Below are 21,203 nucleotides of genomic sequence, written 5' to 3' on the forward strand. Positions count from 1 at the left end.
ATATGCTACAGATCGCCAGACGTTTCCTTCTTGCTCGATTGCACCGCACGGTCGGCACGTGAGCTGAAATAGACGGTTGATTCTTCGGTATTGCCTGCATACTTGCTGACAGACAGCTTCTGTCCATCAACCCCATTCCAAACCGTATCTACCTGAATGAATACCGCGCCAAAGCTGTTCTGCACGCCGTAACGCTTTACCGCCGATGGCTTGCCGTACTTCTTCGTCAATTCCGCAAGAACGCTTTCATATGCGTAATTGCTGATTGTGAGCCATACACGCTCCAATCTTCCGCCAGAACCGATCACAACATTGGCAGTTGCCTTTTCGCCTGCAATGCTTGTTCGTCCATTGCAAACCTGCTTGCCCTGATGGCCTGCGCCACACTTTACGGCATTGTCGTTGTGAAACTTTTGCCAAAACTCGTCACAAGGTTTCCCCGCTTGCTCACAGGCCACCTTGAGGCTTTCGACGACCTGATCAGGCATCACTAACGAATCAAGAGCCAATCCTTTGAAATCAAAGCCTGCCGCACTGACCGGGGACTCCCATGCCAGTACCAGAAAAAGCAAAATTGCTGTTCTCATAAGCGCATCGCCCATTTGATGCTTATAGGCACCGTGCCTATAGGCCGTGGCCTATAGGCTACACGAAAGCCATGCTCTTAGCCTATGGCGAGCGTGGAAGTTGCTAACATTGGAAAAATTTTTGGCGAGGTTCTACGACGACATAGGTCGGCTCGGAACATCTCTCAAGAGGAACTCGCCTTTCAGGCCGGCGTTGACCGGACGTTCGTATCGCGTCTTGAGCGCGGCATCAGACAGCCGACCATCACGACCTTGATAGGGATCGGGCAAGCTCTGGGGGTTTCCGCTGCGGATTTAGTGCAGGAGACGGAAAGTGAGTACCTGCGCGCGACAAAGCAAATAGAGAGTTATGGCACGGCGGGGCACTAAGGGGCGGCACAGGCCGCGATCTGCAGGCGCCGCCGCTGGGATACTTGCGAGGCCTACGCGCTGCGAGTAGCCGCGCGCAGGCCAGGAACCAAGAAACAGCAAACACGGAGTTATTCGGGCTTGCCTGCTAAGGGCTTGAGCTGCAAACGGGCGGGGCGATTCTCTCGACGGCGCGTAAGCCCTGCGTAACAGGCTGGTCGGCTAGGTGGCCGGTTGCTTGATGGCGCTCGCCTTTGGCGTCGTAACCCTGCGGGCGGAGTGAACGGCGAGGACGTTGCAAACGAATCGGATGCCACTCCAGCGGCCACTGAGCGCGGTAACGAGGAACTGAAGGGCGAACAGACCCACCGCAAGCCACAGTGCAGGAGACGCCGCGCCTACGACGAGTAGTGCCGCAGGCACGAGGACTACCAGCGCAAGCGACATGACCGCCATATCGCGGTACAGCAGGAACAGCTTGTGCGCCTCGGCCACTTCGGGTTCGTTCGGAACCTGCTTGTAGAGCTTGTACCACTTGGAGTTCTGCTCGGTCGGGTCAGTCGGCAGCGTGCCGACGTTCTTCTTCAAGGCCACCATGTCGATACGCGGATCAGCGGGGCCATACCTCGTGAATGCTTCGGCTCCGGGCAGCACGCCGAGCGGCTTCCAATAGACGAGCGCCGACTTCACGTTGTGCGGCACCACGTTGACGATGAGCAGCACGACCACCGGCATCGCCGTTGTGGTCAACACGCGACCGATGCTTACCTGCGTGAGCGATGCCCCCTTGACGAGTTCCGGCGCGACGAAAAACAGCACGGCAAGCACGTCGGCAACGGCAAGCAGGACGAGCCACTTCATGTTGAGTGACTTCAGGGAGCGTTCGCCGTTGATCCTCATCCCCTGTACTCCGTATCGATGGTGTAGTTGTCGTTCGTAACGGTAAACTGAATCCAACCATCGTGCCGCGTGGTCAGAACATGCCGATCCTTCATGGTCGTGCGAACTCGGACACCTTGATCGCGCACGACCTTGCGATAGTCCGGCACCATCTTCTGCGTCTCATGCTCAATGGGCTTGTCAGAGATGACCACAACGCTCGGCGTGAAGTAGTTGAAGATGTCGGCGCAATAGCCGCTTTCGCGTCCATGGTGAGAAGCGACCAGAACATCCGTGCCGACAAGCTCGGCGCGGAAGTCCGCGCGTTGCAGCAGCGCTTGCCAACCAGCCTTCTCCAGATCGCCGGGAAACAGTATCTTGAAGTTGGCGTACTTAATGAAGACAACCAGACTGAGGTTGTTCGTATCGGTGAAGGTTGGGTGCGTATTCCAAAACGTGGTCGCCGAAATGCCACCCATATATAGGTCGAAGGGTTCGTCAACGGGCAAGGTGAACGTGGAGCACGCAGAGACGTAACGCTCAGCATCAGCACTCAACGGTCCACTTTGGCGCTTGATTCGGCGCATCTGCTCGCCCGTGTAGCTAGGGTTTCGGAAGAGCACGGGGGTATAGATGCCAGCATCCCACAACCCTTGCAGATCGCTCATGTGGTCTTGGTCGGCATTGGTGATGAACAGGTAGTCGAGCCTGTTCCTACCAAGGGCTTTTGTAATGTAAGTGCTTGGTCGCCAGTCGTAGGCGGAACCGGAATCAATCATTGCAAGACGGCCAGCGTACTGGCCGAGGATGTGCTGCACCATGGCGCAAGCGCCGTGTTGCACATCCCAAATGACAAGCCGCATCTCCCCCTGCAACGCCATACGTTCCCCCAATTCCGTTTCAATCAACGGAATCTGGGGCTGCCTTGCCGATATTCAAGGTCTCCTGCGTACCGGCATCGTGGCGCACTGTTTACGGTGTGCTTACGGGGCACAAAGTTGCCACCAACAAGAAAGCCCCGCTAGTCGGGGCTTTCTTGTTGCCATCTTCAAACTACTGCGAGCTTGGTAAATTTTCTCCAAGTTCTTGTTTTTATTGGCGGAAGCTCAGGGATTCGAACCCTGGAACCCTTGCGGGTTGCCGGTTTTCAAGACCGGTGCAATCGACCACTCTGCCAAGCTTCCAAACTCATCCTACATCAGTTTTCAAGACCGGTGCAATCGACCACTCTGCCAAGCTTCCAGATTCTCTCTACGGAGGCCATCAAGACCCGTGCAGCAACCACGCTGCAGCACCTCCGAGGGCGCGCATTCTAGCATGTGCCGCGCGGTTGAAACTTTCAGGGGCGTCCGTTACTCTCAGGCAGTGCAGGTCGTCTGCTTTATATCAATCTGGAGGAAATCCATGCAACTCGACACTTACGGTCAGCAAACGCAGGTTTTGTCGCAAGGCGCAAACCGCGTGCTGCGCAACACCTACATGCTGCTCGCGCTCTCGATGGTGCCGACCGTTGCCGGTGCACTGCTCGGCGTGCAAATGCAGTTCTCGTTCCTGGCAGGCAGCCCGTTCATTGCGTTCGCGCTGTTCCTGGGCATCTCGTTCGCGTTCTTCTACGGTATCGAGAAGAACAAGAACAACGGCCTCGGCGTCGCACTGCTGCTGGGCTTCACCTTCTTCATGGGCTTGATGCTGTCGCGCATCCTGCAGGTTGCCCTGGGCTTCTCCAACGGCGGCTCGATGATCGCCCTCGCGGCAGGCGGTACCAGCGCGATCTTCGTCACCCTTGCGGGTATCGCCAGCGTCTCGAAGCGTGACTTCACCAACATGGGCAAGTTCCTCACCGTGGGTCTGGTGGTCGTCCTGCTGGCGATGGTCGCCAACATCTTCCTGCAGATGCCGGTGCTGCACCTGGCCATCTCGGCGGCGGTGGTCCTGCTGTTCTCGGGCTACATCCTGTACGACATCAGCAACATCGTTCAGGGCGGCGAGACCAACTACGTGACGGCAACCCTGGCGGTCTACCTCGATGTTTACAACGTCTTCGTGAGCCTGCTGAACCTCATCATGGCCTTTGGCGGCGAGCGCGACTGACATCCGTCCGCAGCGGTAAGCAAAAAGGCGACCTTCGGGTCGCCTTTTTCATTGGAGCTGTGCGGCCTCAGGCCCGCTCGAAGAGCGCGATGGATTCCACGTGGGATGTCTGCGGGAACATGTTGGCGATGCCCGCCCCCATCAGCCTGTAGCCCTTCTCGTTGGTCAGCACCGCGGTATCCCGGGCCAGCGTGGCCGGGTTGCACGACACATAGACGATGCGCTTCGGCGAACACACGCCCAGCGCCTTGACCACTGCGATCGCCCCTTCCCGGGGCGGATCGATCAGTAGCTTGTCCAGCGGCCCGAGCGCCGCCAGGCTGTCTTCGGTCGCCTCGAACAGGTTGGCCGCGTGGAACTCGCAGCGCTCACCAAGGCCATTGTCGGCGGCATTCTGGCCCGCCCGGCGGACCAGCGCGTCGCTGCCCTCGACACCCACCACATAGGCGCCCAGACGGGCAATCGGCAGGCTGAAGTTGCCGAGCCCGCAGAACAGGTCGGCGATCCGCTCGCCGGGCTTCGGGTCGAGCAACTGCATCGTCCGGCGCATCAGCACCCGGTTGATGCCCATGTTCACCTGGGTGAAGTCGGTGGGCCGAAAGGCCATCGACACACCGAACTCCGGCAGCGTGTAGGCCAGCCCCGGCGCATCCTTCGGAAACAGCCGACGCGCCGAATCCGGGCCGCTCGGCTGCACCCACACCTGGATCGACTCCGCCTCGCCAAAGGCGACCAGCCGGGCCGTGTCGGCCGCGGAGAGCGGCACCAGATGCCGGAACACCATCACCGTGATCCCCTCGCCCACCGCAATCTCGATCTGCGGCAGACGATCCGGCGCCGACATGCCGGAAATCAGCGCCCGCAAACGCGGCACCATCGCCGACACATGAGGCGGCAGAATCGCGCAGCTTTCCATTGGCGCCACGTAGCTGCTGCGCCGCTCGTGAAAACCGATCAGCACGCCGCCCTTGCTCGGCACCATCCGCACCGACAGCCGCGCGCGATAACGATAGCCCCAGGTCGGGCCGACGATCGGCGGGTAGAGCACATCCGGCCGAGCCCGGCCGATGTGCCAGAGGGCGTTCTCCAGCACCCGCTGCTTCGCCGCCACCTGGGCGCCGGATTCCAGATGCTGCATGCTGCAGCCACCGCACACCCCGAAGTGGGGGCAGCGCGGCTCGACCCGCTGGGCGCTGGCCGAAATCACCCGCGTCACATCCGCCACCTCGTAGTTCGGCTTGACCTTGTAGGGCGTGAATTCGACCCGTTCGCCGGGCAAGGCGCCCTCGATAAAGATCGTCTTGCCGTCGACGTGGGTGACGCCGCGCCCCTCGTGATCAAGGGATTCGACAACGGCTTCGCGGGGGGCTGCTGCGTGCATGGCAATACGGTCGAAACAGGAAGGGCGCCATTTTAGCGGCGGGCACAGCCGTTGCAATCCGGCGCGTTATAATTGCCGGATGACAAATACACTTCTTGGCGGCCTGTCGGTCGAGACCTTTCTCACCGAATACTGGCAAAAAAAACCGCTCCTCGTGCGCCAGGCGGTTCCCGGCTTCACCGGTGTCGTAACCAAGGACGAACTCTTCGAGCTCGCCCGTGATCCGGACGTCGAGTCCCGTTACGTCACCCACACCACCACCACCTGGGAAGTCATCCACGGCCCCCAGAAGGCATCCGACCTCAAGCGCAAGAAGCAGCCCTGGACGGTGCTCATCCAGGGGCTCAACCTTTTCTGCCCCGATGGCGACGAACTCCTCCACCGCTTCGACTTCATCCCCCAGGCCCGTCTCGACGACCTGATGGTGAGCTACGCCGTCGATAACGGTGGCGTCGGCCCCCACTTCGACAACTACGACGTGTTCCTGCTGCAAGGCATCGGCAAGCGCCGCTGGCTCATCAGCGACCAGGACGACCGCACGCTCATCGAAGACGCGCCGCTCAAGATCCTGCAGGATTTCCGCCCGGTATACGACTGGGTGCTCGAGCCCGGCGACATGCTCTACCTGCCGCCCCACTGGGCCCACAACGGCATCGCCATCGGCGAATGCACCACCTACTCCATCGGCTTCCGCTCGCCCACGGCGCAGGAACTCGCCCAGCAGTTCCTCGGCTACCTGCAGGACACCCTCCAGCTCGACGGCATCTACGCCGACCCTGATCTCAAGCACCAGGCCCACTCGGCGCAGATCAGCGACCAGATGATCGGCCGGGTCGCCGAAACCCTGCAGCGCATCACCTGGACCCGCGACGACGTCCGCGGCTTCCTCGGCGCCTACCTCACCGAACCCAAGCCCCACGTCTTCTTCGACTCGCCCGACGAGCCCCTCGAGCACGACGAGTTCGTGGAAGCCTGCAGCGCCGACGGCTACCGCCTCGATGCGCGCAGCCTGCTGCTTTTTGCCGATGGCCACTTCTTCATCAACGGCGAGCCCGTTCCGGTCGAAACCGACGACCAACCCACGCTCCAGGCTCTGGCCGACAACCGCCGCGTCGACACAATTGCCGGTTTGTCGGAAGAAGGCATCGCGCTGCTTTATGACTGGTATTGCTGCGGCTTCGCTCATCCATCAGCAAATCTGATGGAATAGCGCGTTACCTTGACAATCCGGCTTGACACCACCGCGGGCTTGTTGCGGCAACGCAACAACGTCTTTATTCAAGCACTTCCTCCGTGGTAGGATTCGGGCCAGATCGGGTCCCCCACCTGATTGCTCCTGATTTAAGCTTGTTGTACTTCATTTATCGATAAGGGAAACCAACAATGAAACAATCTCTCCTGGTTGCTGCTCTCGTTGCACTCGCTGTTTCCGCTTGCGGCAAGAAGGAAGAGCCGAAGCCCGTTGAAGCTCCGGCTGCTGCTCCCGCCGCTGCTGCCCCGGCCGCCCCGGCTGCCCCCGCCGCTGATGCCAAGCCCGCTGAAGCTGCTGCCCCCGCTGCCGCTCCGGCTGCTGATGCCAAGCCCGCTGAAGCTGCTGCTCCCGCTGCCGCTCCGGCCGCCGCTGGCTCCACCGCCGAAAACGCCGCTGCTGCTGCCGCTGCCAACACCGAAAAGAAGTAATCTTTTCGCTGTTGAAAAAAAGCCAACCTGCGGGTTGGCTTTTTTTACGCCCGTTGCCAGCCCGCGGACAATCCTTAAGCGGAAGCAGGCACCAAAACAAAACGCCGGACATTGCCGGCGTTTTGCTTGTGGAGCACAGGAACCGATCTACTTCAGCTGATCGTGCAGCAGCGACAGGATCTTGCGGGCCGAGGTCGAGGTGTCCGTACCGCCTTCACGGGTCAGCACCTGCACGGAAGACGACGCATCCGCGCCCTTCACGTAGATCCGGTACTGGCTGCCAGACTGAACCTGCGGCTTGTCACTGCGCCAGAAGGCCAGCCGCGACAAGATGCCCTCATCCTTCTTCGACTTCACGTCGACTTCCGGATCCACGTAACGCACGTAGTAAATCCCCTGAGCGCGGTCACGGTCTTCGACGGTGAAGCCCACGCGATCCAGCGCGAGGCCAACCCGGCGCCAGGCGCGATCGAAACCTTCCTGCACCTCCAGAACCGCAGCACCGCCTTCGACGTTCTGCAGGCTGGCCTTCTCGGCCTTGGGCACGGCGGCGATCTGCGCCTTGGCACGGGTCTCGTCGGCGCCCAAGCGAACCATCAGGCGCTGCAGGAACTCGGCCTCGAGCTCGGGATCGGCAGGACGCGGCTGCCAGATCGTCTGGTTCTTGGCCTCGTTCGGGTAGATCTCCATCATGCCGCGATGGCTGATGTAGATCTCGACCGTGCCGGGGTCGTTGCCCGCTTCCAGCCGGGTGCGGTACTTGTCCCGCTCCGGCGTGGAGTAGATGCCATCGATGACCTTGCCGAGGGTCCGGCGGATGATGTCATCCTGGATCTTGGCGCGGTTCTCGGCCCAGTCGGTCTCCATCACGCCAATGTCAGGGCTGTCGATGTTGAGGATGAAGCCGTTCTCCTGCCAGAACTCGCGGACCTGCGGCCAGATCTTGTCGGCCGAGCCGGGCACCACCAGCCAGCGCTGGGAACCCGAGCGCTCGACGCGCATCTTGTCGATGGACTGGGGCGCCACAGCCACGCCGGGCGCGACACCCGCTGCGGTGGCCGCAGCGGTACCAGCCTGGTTCGAACGCTCGGCGCTGTAGGCCGAATACGTGGCAATGCCCTTCGGGCTCACGTCGGGAACGGCATAGCGATCGTCTGCGGTGGGCGCGGTGAGATCCGGCGGCACCTCGAGCGTGGGACGCTTGGCGGTGGCCGCCGCACTCTTGTAGTCGATCTTTTTCGATTCCAACAAGGAACCGGAGCATCCGGCAAGCGCAAACGCGACGACGACCGTCGCACCGGAAGCCAACTTTCGGCTTTGCATTCGTAACCCTCGGGGTGGGAAAAACCAGTCCTGGTTTGACACGCTTAGGTGGAACCGTTTCAGACTTCGATGCCGGCCTGACGCATGGCCTCGCGGACGCGACCATGGAAGGGCTCGGACAGCTGGGTCAGCGGGAGGCGGATGGCGTTGCCGATCAGGCCCATCTGCGCCACCGCCCACTTCACGGGAATCGGGTTGGCTTCGCAGAACAGATCGCGATGCAGCTTGACCAGCCTGGCGTTCAGATCACGGGCACGCGGGCCGTCGCAGGCGATGGCGGCGACGCACATCTCGTGCATCAGGCGCGGCGCGACGTTGGCGGTGACCGAGATGGTGCCGTGGCCGCCAAGCATCATGAAGGCCATGGCGGTCATGTCGTCGCCGGTGTAGAGCGCGAAATCCTTGGGGGCACGGGCGACGAGGTCGCAGGCGCGATCGATGCTGCCGGTGGCGTCCTTGATGCCGATGATGTTCGGGATCTCGGCGAGGCGCAGGGTCGTGTCGTTGGCGAGATCGGCAACGGTGCGGCCCGGCACGTTGTAGAGGATCATCGGCAGCGGGCTGGCTTCGGCAATCGCACGGAAGTGCTGGTACATGCCTTCCTGGGTCGGGCGATTGTAGTAGGGCACGACCGAAAGGCCAGCCACCGCGCCAGCCTTGCGGGAGAACTCGGTGAGCTCGATGGCTTCACGGGTGGAGTTCGCGCCGGTGCCTGCGATGACCGGAATGCGGCCTGCAGAGTGTTCGACGGCCACGCGGATGAGCTCGCAGTGCTCCTCGACATTCACCGTCGGCGATTCGCCGGTGGTGCCGACGACGACGATCGCATCGGTGCCTTCCTTGATGTGGAAGTCGATCAGGCTGCGGAAACGGGGCAGATCCAGGCTGCCATCCTCGAGCATCGGCGTGACGATGGCGACAATCGAACCGGTAATCATGGGCTATCGGGAGAGAGGGAAAGTTGAATATTGTACCCAATCACTTCCGGAAGGATAGACGGGCGCAAATTGCTGTTACCAAAACAGGGGGTCAGCCCGGAGGAAAGCGCGGCGAAACAGGCGTTCCGCCGCGCGGCCGGATCACAGATCGGCGAGGGATTTGATGTGCGCGACAACGCTGCGGGCCAGCGAAGACAGGGAGTAACCGCCCTCGAGCATCGACACGATGCGGCGACCGGCGGTCTCGGCGGCGACCTTCTTGAGCTGTTCGGTCGCCCAGATGTAGTCGGCCTCGACGAGCCCCAGGGAACCCATGTCGTCCTCGTAGTGGGCGTCGAAACCCGCCGAGATGAAGATCATTTCGGGAGCGTGGTTGCGCAGCGCCGGCACCCAGATGTCGGACACGATCTCGCGGAAGACATCGCCCCGCGAGCCGGCCTTGACCGGCACGTTGACCATGTTGGGCGCCGGGTTGTCGGCGCCGCTGTAGGGGTAGAACGGGTGCTGGAAGATGCTGACCATCAGCACGCGGGGGTCGTCCTTGAAGATGTTCTCGGTGCCGTTGCCGTGGTGCACGTCGAAGTCGATGATCGCGACGCGCTTCAGGCCGTGTGCTTCAAGGGCGTGGCGGGCGGCAACGGCCACGTTGTTGAAGAAGCAGAACCCCATCGCCTTGTCGGCCTCGGCATGATGGCCGGGCGGGCGGATGGCGCAGAAGGCGTTCTCGACCTCGCCAGACATCACCAGATCGGTGGCGAGGATGCCCGCCCCGGCGGAGCGCAGGGCGGCCTTCATGGTGTTCGGGCACACTGCGGTGTCCGGGTCGAGGTGGCGGATGCCGTGCTCGGGCACGCTGGCCAGCAGTTCCTCAACGTGAGGGCGGGGATGGGCGCGGGAGATCTGCTCGACGCTCGCCAGCGGTGCATCGTGGAAGGCCAGGTACATATCCAGACCCGCCGCGATCAGACGGTCGTTGATAGCCGCCAGACGTTCGGGAGACTCCGGGTGATGCTCACCCATGTTGTGAAGCCAGCAGTCGCGGTGTGTGATGAATGCGGTACTCGTCATTAAAAACCCTCCCCTCGCGAAACCTCGCAGAAGCGCGTTGATTGTTGCAGCAGACCATGCCGGCATTGCCGCACAGCCTGCCCGCTGTTGTGGAATCATTATCCACTTAACCCGCCCACGAAAAAAGCCTTCGCCATGCCGATTCACATCGCCCGACGCCTCATCGATTCCGCCAGCCGCATCATTCTCGGCAAGGACCACGCCCTACGCCTCGCCCTGGCCTGCGTGCTCGCCCGTGGCCACCTGCTGATCGAGGACATCCCCGGCGTCGGCAAGACCACCCTCGCCCATGTGCTGGCCCGCCTGCTCGGGCTGCAGTTCCAGCGTATCCAGTTCACCAGCGACATGCTCCCGGCCGACATCGTCGGGGTGTCGATCTACGATCAGCGGGACGGCGCCTTCCGCTTTCATCCGGGGCCGGTGTTCGCCCAGCTGGTGCTCGCCGACGAGATCAACCGGGCCACGCCCAAGGCCCAGAGCGCGCTGCTCGAAGCCATGGAGGAGCGCCAGATCAGCGCCGAAGGCCAGACCTGGCCGCTGCCCCAGCCCTTCTTCGTGATCGCCACCCAGAACCCGACCGAGCAGATCGGCACCTTTCCGCTCCCCGAAAGCCAGCTCGACCGCTTCCTGATGCGCCTGTCCCTAGGCTACCCGGACCGCGCCGCCGAGCGCGCCCTGCTGGCCGGCGAGGATCGCCGGGATCTGATCGCCCACCTGCCGGCCGAGCTCGCCCCCGGTGAACTGGACGCCTTGTTCGCCGCCGCCCGGGCGATCCATGCCGGCCCGCGCCTGCTCGATTACATCCAGGCCCTGCTCGCCGAGAGCCGCGAGGGTGCAGCCTTCTCCCTCGGGATGTCGCCCCGCGCCGGCCTCGGCCTGCTGGCGGCCGCCCGGGCCTGGGCGCTGCTGGCCGGACGCGACCACGTGCTGCCCGAAGACGTGCAGGCGGTGCTGCCCGCGGTCGCCGGCCACCGCCTGCGCGCCGCCGACGACGCGCCCCAGCCCCCGGAAGCCCTGGCGCGCCGCCTGATCGAAGCGGTGCCGCTGCCCTGATGCCCCGTCCGATCGGCCTCCGGGAGCGGCTCCGGCGCTGGCTGTTCCGCGTCAGCGGGCCCGAGCCGACGCCCATCCGCCTCGGCCAGCGGCGCATCTTCGTGCTGCCCACACGCTTCGGTCTTGCGGTGGGCGCAACGCTCATGGCCATGCTGCTGGCGTCGATCAACTACGGCCTCAGCCTCGGCTTCGCCCTCACCTTCCTGATCGGCAGCGTGGCATGGATCAGCATCCACCACGCCTTTCGCAACCTCGTCGACCTCTCCATCAACCCGGGCCGCAGCGACGCAGTCTTCTGCGGCACGCCGGCGCGTTTTGGCGTGGTACTGCACAACCCGACCCTGCGCCCACGGCTCAGCCTGAAGATCTGGCCCACTGGCGTCCCCAACGGCGACGCCCCCTTCGATATCCCCCCCGAAGCCTCCGCCGCCCCCGAGGTGGCCGTCGCCACCCACGTCCGCGGCTGGCTGCAGCTGCCCCAGCTCACCCTCGAAACCCGTCACCCGCTGGGGCTGATCCGGGCCTGGAGCCTGTTCCAGCCCGACCAGCAATGCCTCGTCTACCCAGCCCCCGAGGCCGACGCGCCCCCCCTGCCCCACGGCGACGATCCCCGCCCCGGGCAGGGCGGACGTGGCCGCGGGCGTGACGACTTCTCGGGGCTGCGCCATCACCAACCCGCCGATTCGCCGCGCCACGTGGCCTGGAAGACCGTCGCCCGCGGCGGCCCCTGGCGCACCAAGGAATTCGAAGGCGCGGGCAGCCAGGCCGTGTGGCTCGACTGGCATCACCTGCCGCCGGCGATGGGGGTGGAAGCCCGCCTGTCGCGCATCGCCCGCTGGGTGATGGACGCCGACGCCGCCGGCGTGGATTTCGGCCTGCGCCTGCCCGGCATCAACCTGGCGCCCTCCCGCGGCCCCGCCCACCGCCATGCCTGCCTGGCCGCGCTGGCGCTTTATGGCCTCCCCGCTGCCGACCGGAGGGCCGCCCCGTGAGCCTGCGTCCGGACCAGATCGGCTGGCTGCTGGCCACCGCGACGATCACGCTCATTCCCCATTTCGGGCATCTGCCGCCACTACTCGCCGGCATCGCCGCCGTGCTGGTGGGCTGGCGCGCCCTCATCGCCACCGGCGGACGCCGCCTGCCCCACCGACACGTGCTCTCGGCGCTGGCCGTGGGGATCATCATCGCGGTGCTCGCAGAGTACCGGCACTTCTTTGGCAAGGACCCGGGCGTGGCCCTGCTGGCGGGCCTCCTCGGGCTCAAGCTGCTCGAAACCCGGCAGATCCGCGACGGGCGTTCGGTGGTGCTGCTCAGCATCTTCCTGCTGCTCACCCAGTACCTCTACCAGCAGGACATGGCCATCGCGGCCCTGTCGCTGCTCGGAGCCCACGGCGCGGTGGCCAGCCTGCTCGCACTGCAGAGCCGGGTGAGCGCATCGCCGCGCACCCGCGCCCTCGAAGCCGGGCGGCTGCTCGTCCAGGCGCTGCCGCTGATGCTGGTGCTGTTCATCCTCTTCCCGCGGGTGCAGGGCCCCCTGTGGGGGCTCCCGGCAGACGCCTTCAACCGCGTCGGCGGCCTCTCGGACACCATGGCGCCGGGCGACCTGGCCCGCCTTGGCGAATCCTCGGCGATCGCCTTCCGGGTGGATTTCCAGGGCGAACCGCCACCCGCCGCCGAACGCTACTGGCGAGGCCCCGTGCTCACCCGCTTCGACGGCCACACCTGGCGGGCCGGGCTGCTGCAGCTGGCCGACCAGCCGTCCTACCAGCCCCAGGGCGCCGCCTACAGCTACGCCATCACCCTCGAACCCCACAACCAGCTGTGGCTGCTGGCCCTCGACTTCCCTGCCGTCACCGCCGGCACGCGCATCTCCAACGATTTCCAGCTCCTCGCCCGCGAGCCCGTGCAGGGCCGCCGCCGGATCGAGCTGGTGTCCTACCCCCACACCCCGGTCGGACGCGACGAGACGCAGCTCGTGCTGCGTCAGGCGCTCGATCTACCGCCCCGCGCCAACCCCCGCAGCGTCGAACTCGGCCGCCAGCTGCGCGCCCGCGCCGCCAGCCCTGCCCACATCCCCGATCTCGCCATCGAACACTTCCGGCGCAGCGGCCTGCGCTACACCCTCGAACCCCTCCCCCTCGGGCGGGACGACGTGGATAGTTTCCTGTTCGACACCCGCCAGGGCTTCTGCGAACACTTCTCGGCGGCCTTCGTGGTGGTGATGCGCGCGGCCGGCGTGCCGGCACGGGTCGTCACCGGCTATCAGGGCGGCGAGATCAACCCGGTGGATGGCACCCTGGTCGTCCGCCAGTCCGACGCCCACGCCTGGGCCGAGGTGTGGCTCGCCGGGCGGGGCTGGGTGCGGGTCGATCCGACCGCCGCCAGCGCGCCCCAGCGCATCGAGAACGGCCTCGCCGCAGCCCTGCCCGATAGCGCCCGGCTGCCTCTGCTGGTGCGCGCCGACCTGGCCTGGCTGCACGGCCTGCGCGACCGTCTGGACGCCCTCAACAACCGCTGGAACCAATGGGTTCTCGGGTACAATCCGGCCCGCCAGCGAGCCCTGCTGTCGGGCCTCGGCTTTGGCGATCCCGACTGGCAGACCATTGCGGCGCTGCTCGCCGGTGGTTGCGCCATCGTCATGGGCGCGCTCACCCTGTGGGCCCTGCGCCAGCGCTCCCCGGCCGACGCCATCGATCGAAGCTGGCGCCGCTTCTGCCGGCAACTGGCCAGCGTGGGCCTGCCTCGCAACAGCTGGGAAGGCCCCCTCGACTACGCCCGCCGGCTCGCCCGCGAACGCCCCGACCTGGCCGGCACCATCAACGCCATTGCCGCCGACTACGCCAGCCTTCGCTACGGCCCCGGCGAGGCCGACCCGGACCGCCTGAAACGCTTCCACCAATCCACCAGAAACTTCCGCCCCCGATGAACACCCCGACGACCCGCCCGCGCCTTGCGCCGATCCTGCTTGCGGGCCTGCTGTCCCTCTTCGCCACCGCCGGCCACGCCGAGCGCTACGCCGATCGCCCCGAAGCCCAGCAGTTCATCGACGAGATGACCCAGAAGCACGGCTTCGACAAGGACGCCCTCACCTACATCTTCCGGCGCGCCGAATTCCAGCCGTCGGTGATCAAGTACATCTCGCCCCCGAAGGACCCGGGCGTGCGCTCCTGGCAGCGCTATCGCAGCCGCTTCATCGAGCCCGTCCGCATCAAGGCCGGCCTGGCCTTCTGGAAGCGTCACGAGGCGACCATCAAGGCCGCCAGCGAGAAATACGGCGTGCCGGAGGAAATCATCGTCGGAATCATCGGCGTCGAGACCATCTACGGGCGCAACACCGGCAACTACCAGGCCGTGTCCGCGCTCTCCACCCTCGCCTTCGACTACCCGCGTCGTGCCGAGCTTTTCCGTGGCGAACTCGAAGCCCTGCTGCTGATGGCCCGCGAGCAGCACCGCGACCCGCTGGACTACCAGGGCTCCTACGCCGGCGCGCTGGGCCTGCCCCAGTTCCTGCCCAGCAGCGTGCGCAACTATGCGGTGGATTTTGACGGTGACGGCCAGATCGACCTGCTGAACAGCCCGGCCGACGCCATCGGCAGCGTGGCCCGCTACATGCAGATGCACGGCTGGGAAACCGGCGCGCCGGTGGCGATCCGCGCAAATGTCGAGCCCGGCGCCAACCTGCCGCCGCTCATCGCCAACGACATCAACCCGGCCTTCGACAACGCGACCCTCGCCGGCTACGGCGTGAAGCCCGTCGATGGCAGCGCGCCCGCCGGCAAGGCCGCCTTCGTCGAACTGGTGACGCCCGGCGAGGACAGCGAATACTGGCTGGGTTACCAGAACTTCTATGTGATCACCCGCTACAACCGCAGCAGCTTCTACGCCATGTCGGTGTTCCAGCTGGGTGAAGCCGTGAAGGCCGCGCGGACGGCGGCCCAGGTCAGCCGGCGCTGACGCCGGCAGGCCGTCAGGCGAAGAGCTCGAGCACCTTCTCGGGCGGGCGGCCAACCACCGCCCGATCACCGCGCACCACGATCGGGCGCTCGATGAGGATCGGGTGCGCCGCGAGCGCATCCAGCCATTCGTCGTTGCTCAGGCTGCGGCCCTTGTAGTCGGACTTGTAGATGTCTTCGCCCTTGCGGACGATGGCCTCGGCGGGCAGGCCGAGCTTTGCCAGCACGTCGGCAAGCTCATCGCGACTGGGCGGGTTCTTCAGGTATTCCACCACCTCAAGCTGGACGCCCTTTTCCTCGAGCAACTGGCAGGCGCTGCGGCTCTTACTGCAGCGGGCGTTGTGATACACGCGCACGGATTCGGTCATTGCGAACGGACTTTCGGGTGATTCGGGAAGTTAAAGCAGCACGTCTTTCGAGACGCCCCGGCGCTTGATGATCCGGCGCAGCTGGCCGAGCGCTTCGAGCTGGATCTGGCGGACACGCTCGCGGGTGAGCTCAAGGCTGTCGGCGAGCTCCTCGAGGGTCTGCACCTCGCACTCGTCAATGCCGTAGCGGTGGCGGATCACCAGCCGCTGCTTGTCGCTCAGCTGATTGATCCATTCGCGCACCAGGGTGCCAACTTCCAGATCGTGGATCTGGACATCCGGCGTGTCGGCGTCTTCGTCGGCCAGGGATTCGCCGATGGAGAGGGTCGGATCGATGTCGAGGGGGGCGTCCAGCGACGCGGTGTGCTCGTTGAGGGCCAGGATCGCCCGCACGTCGGCCACTGGCCGGGCAAGCTCACGGGCCACGTCCTCGACGGTGGTGTCGCCATTGCTGGCGGCTTCGAGCTGGCGCTGGCAGCGCAGCACCTGATTGAGTTCCTTCACCACATGCACCGGCAGGCGGATGGTGCGCGACTGGTTCATGATCGCCCGCTCGATGTTCTGGCGGATCCACCAGGTGGCGTAGGTGGAGAAGCGGAAGCCCCGTTCGGGGTCGAATTTCTCGAGGGCGTGGATCAGCCCGAGATTGCCCTCCTCGACCAGATCGAGGAGCGGGATGCCGCGGTTGAGATAGTGTTTGGCGATATTGACGACGAGCCGCAGGTTGCGTTCGATCATCGTCTGACGGGCGTTGAAGTTGCCTTCCCGGACCTGCCGGGACAACGATAATTCTTCGTCTGCGGTAAGTAGCGGATTGACGCCGATCTCGTTGAGGTAAAGCTGGGTGACGTCACCGAGGAAGTCGGTATCCACCGACGATACGACCGGAGCTTCGAGAAAGACTTCAACCTCCGGGGGTAGATCCGGTTCGGTGTTTTCCATCTCCTCCGGCACTGCCGAATCGAACATGACGCCCTCGCTGTCTCTTTTGGGGAGAAACACCGACAGGCCTGCACCGCGCCTGTCGTCCGTCCGGTATCCACCCAAAAATCGGCGAGGGTGAAATCCGGCGTCTATAGTCGTACTAGCCCTACTCTACCCTGCTTCCCCCGAGACTCGCCAGAATCAGCGGGGAGGGAGATATTTGCCAGGATCAACAGGCTTGCCCTGCCGGCGGATCTCGAAATGAAGCTTGGGTCGATCGCTGTCGGTATCGCCGAGTTCGGCGATCTTCTGCCCCTTCGTCACCGCCTGACCTTCCTTGACCAGCAGGTTCTGGTTGTGGGCATAGGCGCTGAGGAAGCTGTTGTCGTGCTTCACGATCACCAGTTTGCCATATCCACGCAAACCCGTGCCGGCGTACACCACGCGGCCTCCGGCAGCGGCAAGCACAGGGTCACCCGGCTTGCCGGCGATGTCGACGCCCTTGCTGGAAGTGTCATTGAAACCCGCGATGATTTTGCCGGAAGTCGGCCATGCCCAGTCAATTTTTTCACCGTTTGCGGGTTCGGCCTTGGTATCCGCTTTGGGTTCCGGCTTCGCCTCGGGCCGGGTTTCGGGTTTGACCTCGGGTTTCGTTTCCGGCTTCGGGTCGACCTTCGCCACCACAACCGGAGCCGCTTCGGGCTTCTGGGCCTGGGCCCAGGCCTGCTCGGAATACGGCACCTTGCCGCCCTTGGGCTCGCGGCGCAGGCCGTCGGACGAGGCGCTGGCCGCGACGGGTGCGCTGGCCACCGGCGTCACCGGACGCACTTCGACGCCGGAGTTGGTGTTGATCGGCCGCGCCACCGCGCCGGATTCGGGCGGACGGATGCGCAGCTCCTGCCCCACCTCGATCAGATTGGGGTTCTCGAGGCCGCTCCAGGCGGCGATGTCGCGGTAGTTCTGGCCGTGGTCGAGGGCGATGCGGATCAGGGTGTCGCCCGGCTTGACGATGTAATACCCCGGACGGGCCACCCGCGGCGGAGGCGCAGGCTGATCAGTGGAGGCGGACGTGGCCGCCGAGCCCGGGCGGGAACGATCGGAGACGGGCGCCGGCGCCTTCGAGGCGCAACCCGCCATCACCAGGGCGACGGCGAAGACGGCAGGAACACGGGCAAACTTGAAACGGGACAACATCATTCGGTCGGGTCAGTCATTCTGTGCCGGGCAGCAGCGGCACGAAGCGCACTGCACTCAGGCGTGTTTCTCGGAGGCCGCGGGACGTGCGCTCGATGAGCACCAGGCTCTGGTCGGCAGCGCCCACCGGCAGGATCAGCCGGCCGCCTTCGGCCAGCTGATCGGTGAGGGCCGGCGGCACCTTGGGCGCGGCGGCGGCAACGATGATCGTGTCGAAGGGCGCGGCTTCCTTCAGGCCGACGCTACCGTCGGCATGTTTCAGGCGGACGTTGGGCAGGCGCAGATGGCGCAGATTGTTGCGCGCCCGGTCGAGGAGCAGGCGCAGGCGCTCGACCGAATACACCTCGGTCGCCACATGGGACAGCACCGCCGCCTGGTAGCCGCAGCCGGTTCCGACCTCGAGCGTCTTGCCGAGTTCGCGGCCGGCGCGCAGAAGTTCGATCATCCGCGCCACCACGAAGGGCTGGGAGATGGTCTGCTGCAGGCCGAGGGGCAGCGCCGTGTCTTCGTAGGCGCGGGTGGCCAGGGCTTCCTCGACAAACAGGTGGCGCGGCACGGCCATCATCGCCGCCAGCACCTTCTCGTCACGCACCCCCTGCTCGCGCAGACGCTCGACCATCCGCGCGCGGGAGCGCTGGGCGGTCTGGAGGGCCGTTCGCAAGACCTCGCTGGTCATTTGCCCAGCCAGTCGCGAATGCCGGCAACCTGCCCGTAATGGGTCAAATCGATCTGAAGCGGAGTGACGGACACGTAGCCGTTGGCCACAGCGTGAAAATCGGTGCCTTCGCCCGCATCCTGGGCGCTGCCGGCGGCACCCACCCAATAGACGGTTTCGTTGCGCGGGGTGAGCGACTTGATCGTCGGCTCGGCCTTGTGGCGCTTGCCGAGGCGCGTCACCTGGATGCCCTTGATCTGGTCGTAGGGCAGATCGGGCACATTGACGTTGAGCAGCGTGGGCTGGCGGACCGGGTCGCGCTGGAAGCGCTCGACCAGTTCGCGGGCGATGCGCCCCGCCGCGCTGAAATCCGACGCGCCCTTGGCCACCAGCGAGATGGCGATGGCCGGCACGCCGAGGAGAAAGCCTTCGGTGGCCGCGGCCACGGTGCCCGAGTAGATGGTGTCGTCGCCCATGTTGGCGCCGTGGTTGATGCCCGACACGACCATGTCGGGCAGCTCGTCGAGCATGCCGGTGACGGCCAGATGGACACAGTCGGTCGGCGTGCCATTCACATAGTGAAAGCCGCTCGCCGCCTTGCGCAGCGACAGGGGACGATCGAGGGTCAGGGAGTTGCTGGCGCCGCTGCGGTCGCGCTCCGGGGCCACCACATCGATCTTGCCGACCTCGGCAAGAGCCGCGGCGAGGGCCTGCAGGCCAGGGGCGAAATAACCGTCGTCGTTACTGAGCAGAATGCGCATGGAGGAACCGGAGTCAGGCTTGGCAGGATGGATGCAGGCTCGCCAGACCCGTATCCCGAACAGAATGAAGCCCGGGTAGACGGCAGCGCGCGGCAGACCTTGAACAGTCAGCGAGTTTAGCAGAGTCGGCTTGGCACCTGCTAGGCGCAAACCCCGCCATCCGACGAACCCGCCCGACGCGCGAAGCCACCCTTGCAGCCGGATGCCGAAGGGCGTGTGGCAATGTCGGATCAATGCGCCGGGAACCCACTGCCGGCAGCCGGCGACAAACGCCCCGAACCACGAAAATAAAATCGCCCGGCGCTGTAATTTCCAGCGCCCCGCCGCGTCTACCCGAGCACACCCAACACCGAGAGCCCATCATGTTGATCCGTCGCCCCGACGACATCCTGCCGTCCGAGATCACCGATCCGGCGGTGTATCACGCCCGCCGCCGCTTCATGGCCCAGGCCGGCACGCTGGCCCTGGCGTCAGCCCTGCCGATCACATCGAACGCCGCCGGCCTCGGCCCGATCGCCGCCAGCCCCCTGAGCACCTCCGAGCCGCCCACATCGCGCCGGGCTGTCACCACCTATAACAATTTCTACGAGCTGGGCACCGACAAGGCCGACCCGGCCGAGAACACCTTCCGCCTCAAGCCCGCGCCGTGGACGCTGCGGGTCGAGGGGCTGGTGAACAAGCCCCGGAGCTTCAGCATCGACGAGCTCATCAAGCTCGTTCCGCTGGAAGAGCGCATCTACCGGATGCGCTGCGTGGAAGGCTGGTCGATGGTGATTCCGTGGGTAGGCTTTCCCCTCGCCGCGCTGCTCAAGCAGGTCGATCCCCAGGGCAGCGCCAAGTACGTGGAGTTCGTGAGCCACTACGACAAGGCCACCATGACCCGCGGCGTGCTCGACTGGCCCTACCTCGAGGGCCTGCGCCTCGACGAAGCCCGGCATCCGCTCACGCTGCTGGCGGTGGGCTTGTTCGGTGAGGTGCTGCCGGTCCAGAATGGCGCTCCGATCCGGCTGGTTGTGCCCTGGAAGTACGGTTTCAAGGGCGGCAAGTCGATTGTCGCGATCCGCCTCGTCGAGAAGCAGCCGCTCACCGCCTGGATGAAGGCCGGCCCCTCGGAATACGGCTTCTACGCCAACGTGAATCCGGAGGTCGACCACCCCCGCTGGAGCCAGGCCACCGAGCGCCGGATCGGCGAATTCACCAAACGCAAGACGCTCATGTTCAACGGCTACGCCGACCAGGTCGCGTCGCTCTACGGCGGCATGGATCTGCGCCGCTTCTTCTGACCCCACACCGCAATGATGAACCCTGGCAACACCCACCTCGCAGCCATCAAGACCGTCCTCTTCGCCGCCTGCCTGCTGCCGGCCTTCCTGCTGTGGCGCGGCTTCGAGCTCGACACCCTAGGCGCCAACCCCATCGAGGCCATCACCCGCGGCACCGGCGACTGGACGCTGCGCTTCCTGCTGATCACCCTCGCCGTCACGCCGCTGCGCAAGCTTACGGGCTGGCACTGGGTGGTGCGCCTGCGCCGGATGCTCGGGCTGTTCGCCTTTGCCTATGGCGCAGCACATCTGCTCACCTACCTGTGGCTGGACCAGTTCTTTGACTGGAACGCGATCGCCAAGGACATCCTCAAGCGCCCCTTCATCACCGTCGGCTTCGCGGCCCTGGTGCTGATGGCGCCGCTGGCAGCAACATCGTCCAACGCGGCCATCCGGCGCCTTGGTGGGCGCCGCTGGCAGGCGCTGCACCGGGCGATCTACCCGATCGCAGTGCTGGGCTGCGTGCATTTCTGGTGGCTGGTGAAGAAGGACATCACCGAGCCGCTGATCTACGCGGTGATCACCGCCGCACTCCTCGGCATCCGTGCCTGGTGGCGTGAACAGGAGCGACGCAAGCAACTCGCCGGCGGCTATCTGCCCCAGCCGCCCAAGCTTACGGGAAAGGTGATCCGGATCTTCGCAAAATAGTCGGGTGGGATAGAATGCGCATCCCGTCCG

The 21,203-nt window shown here is 65.0% G+C and carries 22 protein-coding genes and 1 tRNA gene; 10 read left to right on the forward strand and 13 right to left on the reverse strand.

Annotated features, from left to right (window positions below; all coding sequences use genetic code 11):
* Positions 1 to 5 precede the first annotated feature (5 nt).
* Positions 6 to 602, reverse strand: a complete 597-nt coding sequence (locus GH681_RS02170; RefSeq protein ID WP_153159809.1) for a hypothetical protein — start codon at positions 600 to 602, stop codon at positions 6 to 8.
* 69 nt (positions 603 to 671) lie between these two features.
* Between GH681_RS02170 and GH681_RS24095 the strand changes: the two genes are divergently transcribed.
* Entirely contained in the window at positions 672 to 956 is a 285-nt protein-coding gene (locus tag GH681_RS24095; protein WP_153159810.1) for a helix-turn-helix transcriptional regulator, read from the forward strand.
* A gap of 201 nt (positions 957 to 1,157) precedes the next feature.
* On the opposite strand, the gene GH681_RS02180 is transcribed toward GH681_RS24095, so the two are convergent.
* The 3 genes from GH681_RS02180 to GH681_RS02190 all read right to left on the reverse strand — a co-directional run bounded on the left by GH681_RS02180 (position 1,158) and on the right by GH681_RS02190 (position 2,998).
* Positions 1,158 to 1,835: a hypothetical protein gene (locus tag GH681_RS02180; protein ID WP_153159811.1), complete on the reverse strand. Its 678-nt coding sequence runs from the start codon at positions 1,833 to 1,835 to the stop codon at positions 1,158 to 1,160.
* Positions 1,832 to 2,722, reverse strand: coding sequence for a ComEC/Rec2 family competence protein (locus GH681_RS02185; RefSeq protein ID WP_228111745.1), 891 nt, complete (start codon positions 2,720 to 2,722; stop codon positions 1,832 to 1,834). The genes GH681_RS02180 and GH681_RS02185 overlap by 4 nt, the downstream gene beginning before the upstream one ends.
* Before the next feature lie 188 nt (positions 2,723 to 2,910).
* Positions 2,911 to 2,998 (reverse strand) — tRNA-Ser (locus GH681_RS02190).
* A 220-nt stretch (positions 2,999 to 3,218) separates the two neighbouring features.
* Here GH681_RS02190 and GH681_RS02195 point away from each other — a divergent pair.
* Positions 3,219 to 3,905, forward strand: a complete 687-nt coding sequence (locus GH681_RS02195) for a Bax inhibitor-1/YccA family protein (RefSeq protein WP_153159812.1) — start codon at positions 3,219 to 3,221, stop codon at positions 3,903 to 3,905.
* Positions 3,906 to 3,972: 67 nt separating this feature from the next.
* On the opposite strand, the gene rlmD is transcribed toward GH681_RS02195, so the two are convergent.
* Entirely contained in the window at positions 3,973 to 5,286 is a 1,314-nt protein-coding gene (gene rlmD, locus GH681_RS02200; protein WP_153159813.1) for a 23S rRNA (uracil(1939)-C(5))-methyltransferase RlmD, read from the reverse strand.
* A gap of 79 nt (positions 5,287 to 5,365) precedes the next feature.
* On the opposite strand from rlmD, the gene GH681_RS02205 reads away from it, so the two are divergent.
* Positions 5,366 to 6,496: a cupin domain-containing protein gene (locus GH681_RS02205; protein ID WP_153159814.1), complete on the forward strand. Its 1,131-nt coding sequence runs from the start codon at positions 5,366 to 5,368 to the stop codon at positions 6,494 to 6,496.
* Between the two features lie 252 nt (positions 6,497 to 6,748).
* Positions 6,749 to 7,126, forward strand: coding sequence for a hypothetical protein (locus tag GH681_RS23300; protein WP_194271109.1), 378 nt, complete (start codon positions 6,749 to 6,751; stop codon positions 7,124 to 7,126).
* On the opposite strand, the gene bamC is transcribed toward GH681_RS23300, so the two are convergent.
* The 3 genes from bamC to GH681_RS02225 form a co-directional block, all read right to left on the reverse strand.
* Complete coding sequence (bamC, locus tag GH681_RS02215) at positions 7,114 to 8,289, reverse strand: outer membrane protein assembly factor BamC (protein WP_153159816.1); 1,176 nt, start codon at positions 8,287 to 8,289, stop codon at positions 7,114 to 7,116. The genes GH681_RS23300 and bamC overlap by 13 nt on opposite strands.
* Before the next feature lie 59 nt (positions 8,290 to 8,348).
* A complete protein-coding gene (gene dapA, locus GH681_RS02220) occupies positions 8,349 to 9,227 on the reverse strand; it encodes a 4-hydroxy-tetrahydrodipicolinate synthase (RefSeq protein WP_153159817.1) in 879 nt (292 codons plus the stop codon).
* A gap of 141 nt (positions 9,228 to 9,368) precedes the next feature.
* Positions 9,369 to 10,295, reverse strand: coding sequence for a histone deacetylase family protein (locus GH681_RS02225; protein WP_153159818.1), 927 nt, complete (start codon positions 10,293 to 10,295; stop codon positions 9,369 to 9,371).
* Positions 10,296 to 10,430: 135 nt separating this feature from the next.
* On the opposite strand from GH681_RS02225, the gene GH681_RS02230 reads away from it, so the two are divergent.
* From GH681_RS02230 to mltB, 4 genes are read left to right on the forward strand one after another with little or no spacing between them, the layout of a single operon-like run.
* Positions 10,431 to 11,348 (forward strand): MoxR family ATPase, encoded by a 918-nt coding sequence (locus tag GH681_RS02230; protein WP_153159819.1) that lies wholly within the window; start codon positions 10,431 to 10,433, stop codon positions 11,346 to 11,348.
* On the forward strand, positions 11,348 to 12,340 hold the full coding sequence (locus tag GH681_RS02235) for a DUF58 domain-containing protein (RefSeq protein ID WP_153159820.1): 993 nt from the start codon (positions 11,348 to 11,350) through the stop codon (positions 12,338 to 12,340). The genes GH681_RS02230 and GH681_RS02235 overlap by 1 nt, the downstream gene beginning before the upstream one ends.
* Positions 12,337 to 14,274, forward strand: a complete 1,938-nt coding sequence (locus GH681_RS02240; RefSeq protein ID WP_194271110.1) for a DUF3488 and transglutaminase-like domain-containing protein — start codon at positions 12,337 to 12,339, stop codon at positions 14,272 to 14,274. The genes GH681_RS02235 and GH681_RS02240 overlap by 4 nt, the downstream gene beginning before the upstream one ends.
* Complete coding sequence (gene mltB, locus GH681_RS02245; RefSeq protein WP_153159822.1) at positions 14,271 to 15,302, forward strand: lytic murein transglycosylase B; 1,032 nt, start codon at positions 14,271 to 14,273, stop codon at positions 15,300 to 15,302. Before GH681_RS02240 ends, mltB begins: the two co-directional genes overlap by 4 nt.
* Positions 15,303 to 15,315: 13 nt before the next feature.
* Here mltB and arsC read toward each other — a convergent pair whose 3' ends face one another.
* The 5 genes from arsC to surE all read right to left on the reverse strand — a co-directional run bounded on the left by arsC (position 15,316) and on the right by surE (position 19,203).
* On the reverse strand, positions 15,316 to 15,669 hold the full coding sequence (arsC, locus tag GH681_RS02250; RefSeq protein WP_153159823.1) for an arsenate reductase (glutaredoxin): 354 nt from the start codon (positions 15,667 to 15,669) through the stop codon (positions 15,316 to 15,318).
* A 30-nt stretch (positions 15,670 to 15,699) separates the two neighbouring features.
* Positions 15,700 to 16,638 carry an RNA polymerase sigma factor RpoS gene (gene rpoS / locus GH681_RS02255; RefSeq protein WP_153159824.1) on the reverse strand — a complete coding sequence of 313 codons (939 nt, stop codon included), beginning with the start codon at positions 16,636 to 16,638 and terminating at the stop codon, positions 15,700 to 15,702.
* 156 nt (positions 16,639 to 16,794) lie between these two features.
* On the reverse strand, positions 16,795 to 17,787 hold the full coding sequence (locus GH681_RS02260; RefSeq protein WP_153159825.1) for a peptidoglycan DD-metalloendopeptidase family protein: 993 nt from the start codon (positions 17,785 to 17,787) through the stop codon (positions 16,795 to 16,797).
* A 16-nt stretch (positions 17,788 to 17,803) separates the two neighbouring features.
* A complete protein-coding gene (locus tag GH681_RS02265; RefSeq protein ID WP_153159826.1) occupies positions 17,804 to 18,463 on the reverse strand; it encodes a protein-L-isoaspartate(D-aspartate) O-methyltransferase in 660 nt (219 codons plus the stop codon).
* The gene (gene surE, locus GH681_RS02270) at positions 18,460 to 19,203 is read right to left on the reverse strand and encodes a 5'/3'-nucleotidase SurE (RefSeq protein WP_153159827.1); all 744 of its coding nucleotides are present in this window, start codon (positions 19,201 to 19,203) and stop codon (positions 18,460 to 18,462) included. The genes GH681_RS02265 and surE overlap by 4 nt, the downstream gene beginning before the upstream one ends.
* Before the next feature lie 362 nt (positions 19,204 to 19,565).
* On the opposite strand from surE, the gene msrP reads away from it, so the two are divergent.
* The gene (gene msrP / locus GH681_RS02275; RefSeq protein WP_153159828.1) at positions 19,566 to 20,486 is read left to right on the forward strand and encodes a protein-methionine-sulfoxide reductase catalytic subunit MsrP; all 921 of its coding nucleotides are present in this window, start codon (positions 19,566 to 19,568) and stop codon (positions 20,484 to 20,486) included.
* 15 nt (positions 20,487 to 20,501) lie between these two features.
* Positions 20,502 to 21,173, forward strand: a complete 672-nt coding sequence (locus GH681_RS02280; protein WP_153159888.1) for a sulfite oxidase heme-binding subunit YedZ — start codon at positions 20,502 to 20,504, stop codon at positions 21,171 to 21,173.
* The last annotated feature ends 30 nt before the right edge of the window (positions 21,174 to 21,203 follow it).

The sequence above is a fragment of the Zoogloea sp. 1C4 genome (genome assembly GCF_009469605.1).
Lineage (GTDB): Bacteria > Pseudomonadota > Gammaproteobacteria > Burkholderiales > Rhodocyclaceae > Zoogloea > Zoogloea oryzae.

Coding starts and splice junctions, on each gene's coding strand:
- bamC (WP_153159816.1), bottom strand. CDS start 8,289: ATGCAAAGCCGAAAGTTGGCTTCCGGTGCGACGGTCGTCGTCGCGTTT.
- mltB (WP_153159822.1), top strand. CDS start 14,271: ATGAACACCCCGACGACCCGCCCGCGCCTTGCGCCGATCCTGCTTGCG.
- GH681_RS02180 (WP_153159811.1), bottom strand. CDS start 1,835: ATGAGGATCAACGGCGAACGCTCCCTGAAGTCACTCAACATGAAGTGG.
- dapA (WP_153159817.1), bottom strand. CDS start 9,227: ATGATTACCGGTTCGATTGTCGCCATCGTCACGCCGATGCTCGAGGAT.
- GH681_RS02205 (WP_153159814.1), top strand. CDS start 5,366: ATGACAAATACACTTCTTGGCGGCCTGTCGGTCGAGACCTTTCTCACC.
- GH681_RS02235 (WP_153159820.1), top strand. CDS start 11,348: ATGCCCCGTCCGATCGGCCTCCGGGAGCGGCTCCGGCGCTGGCTGTTC.
- GH681_RS02230 (WP_153159819.1), top strand. CDS start 10,431: ATGCCGATTCACATCGCCCGACGCCTCATCGATTCCGCCAGCCGCATC.
- GH681_RS02260 (WP_153159825.1), bottom strand. CDS start 17,787: ATGTTGTCCCGTTTCAAGTTTGCCCGTGTTCCTGCCGTCTTCGCCGTC.
- GH681_RS02195 (WP_153159812.1), top strand. CDS start 3,219: ATGCAACTCGACACTTACGGTCAGCAAACGCAGGTTTTGTCGCAAGGC.
- rpoS (WP_153159824.1), bottom strand. CDS start 16,638: ATGTTCGATTCGGCAGTGCCGGAGGAGATGGAAAACACCGAACCGGAT.
- arsC (WP_153159823.1), bottom strand. CDS start 15,669: ATGACCGAATCCGTGCGCGTGTATCACAACGCCCGCTGCAGTAAGAGC.
- rlmD (WP_153159813.1), bottom strand. CDS start 5,286: ATGCACGCAGCAGCCCCCCGCGAAGCCGTTGTCGAATCCCTTGATCAC.
- GH681_RS02170 (WP_153159809.1), bottom strand. CDS start 602: ATGGGCGATGCGCTTATGAGAACAGCAATTTTGCTTTTTCTGGTACTG.
- GH681_RS24095 (WP_153159810.1), top strand. CDS start 672: ATGGCGAGCGTGGAAGTTGCTAACATTGGAAAAATTTTTGGCGAGGTT.
- msrP (WP_153159828.1), top strand. CDS start 19,566: ATGTTGATCCGTCGCCCCGACGACATCCTGCCGTCCGAGATCACCGAT.
- GH681_RS02280 (WP_153159888.1), top strand. CDS start 20,502: ATGAACCCTGGCAACACCCACCTCGCAGCCATCAAGACCGTCCTCTTC.
- surE (WP_153159827.1), bottom strand. CDS start 19,203: ATGCGCATTCTGCTCAGTAACGACGACGGTTATTTCGCCCCTGGCCTG.
- GH681_RS02265 (WP_153159826.1), bottom strand. CDS start 18,463: ATGACCAGCGAGGTCTTGCGAACGGCCCTCCAGACCGCCCAGCGCTCC.
- GH681_RS02225 (WP_153159818.1), bottom strand. CDS start 10,295: ATGACGAGTACCGCATTCATCACACACCGCGACTGCTGGCTTCACAAC.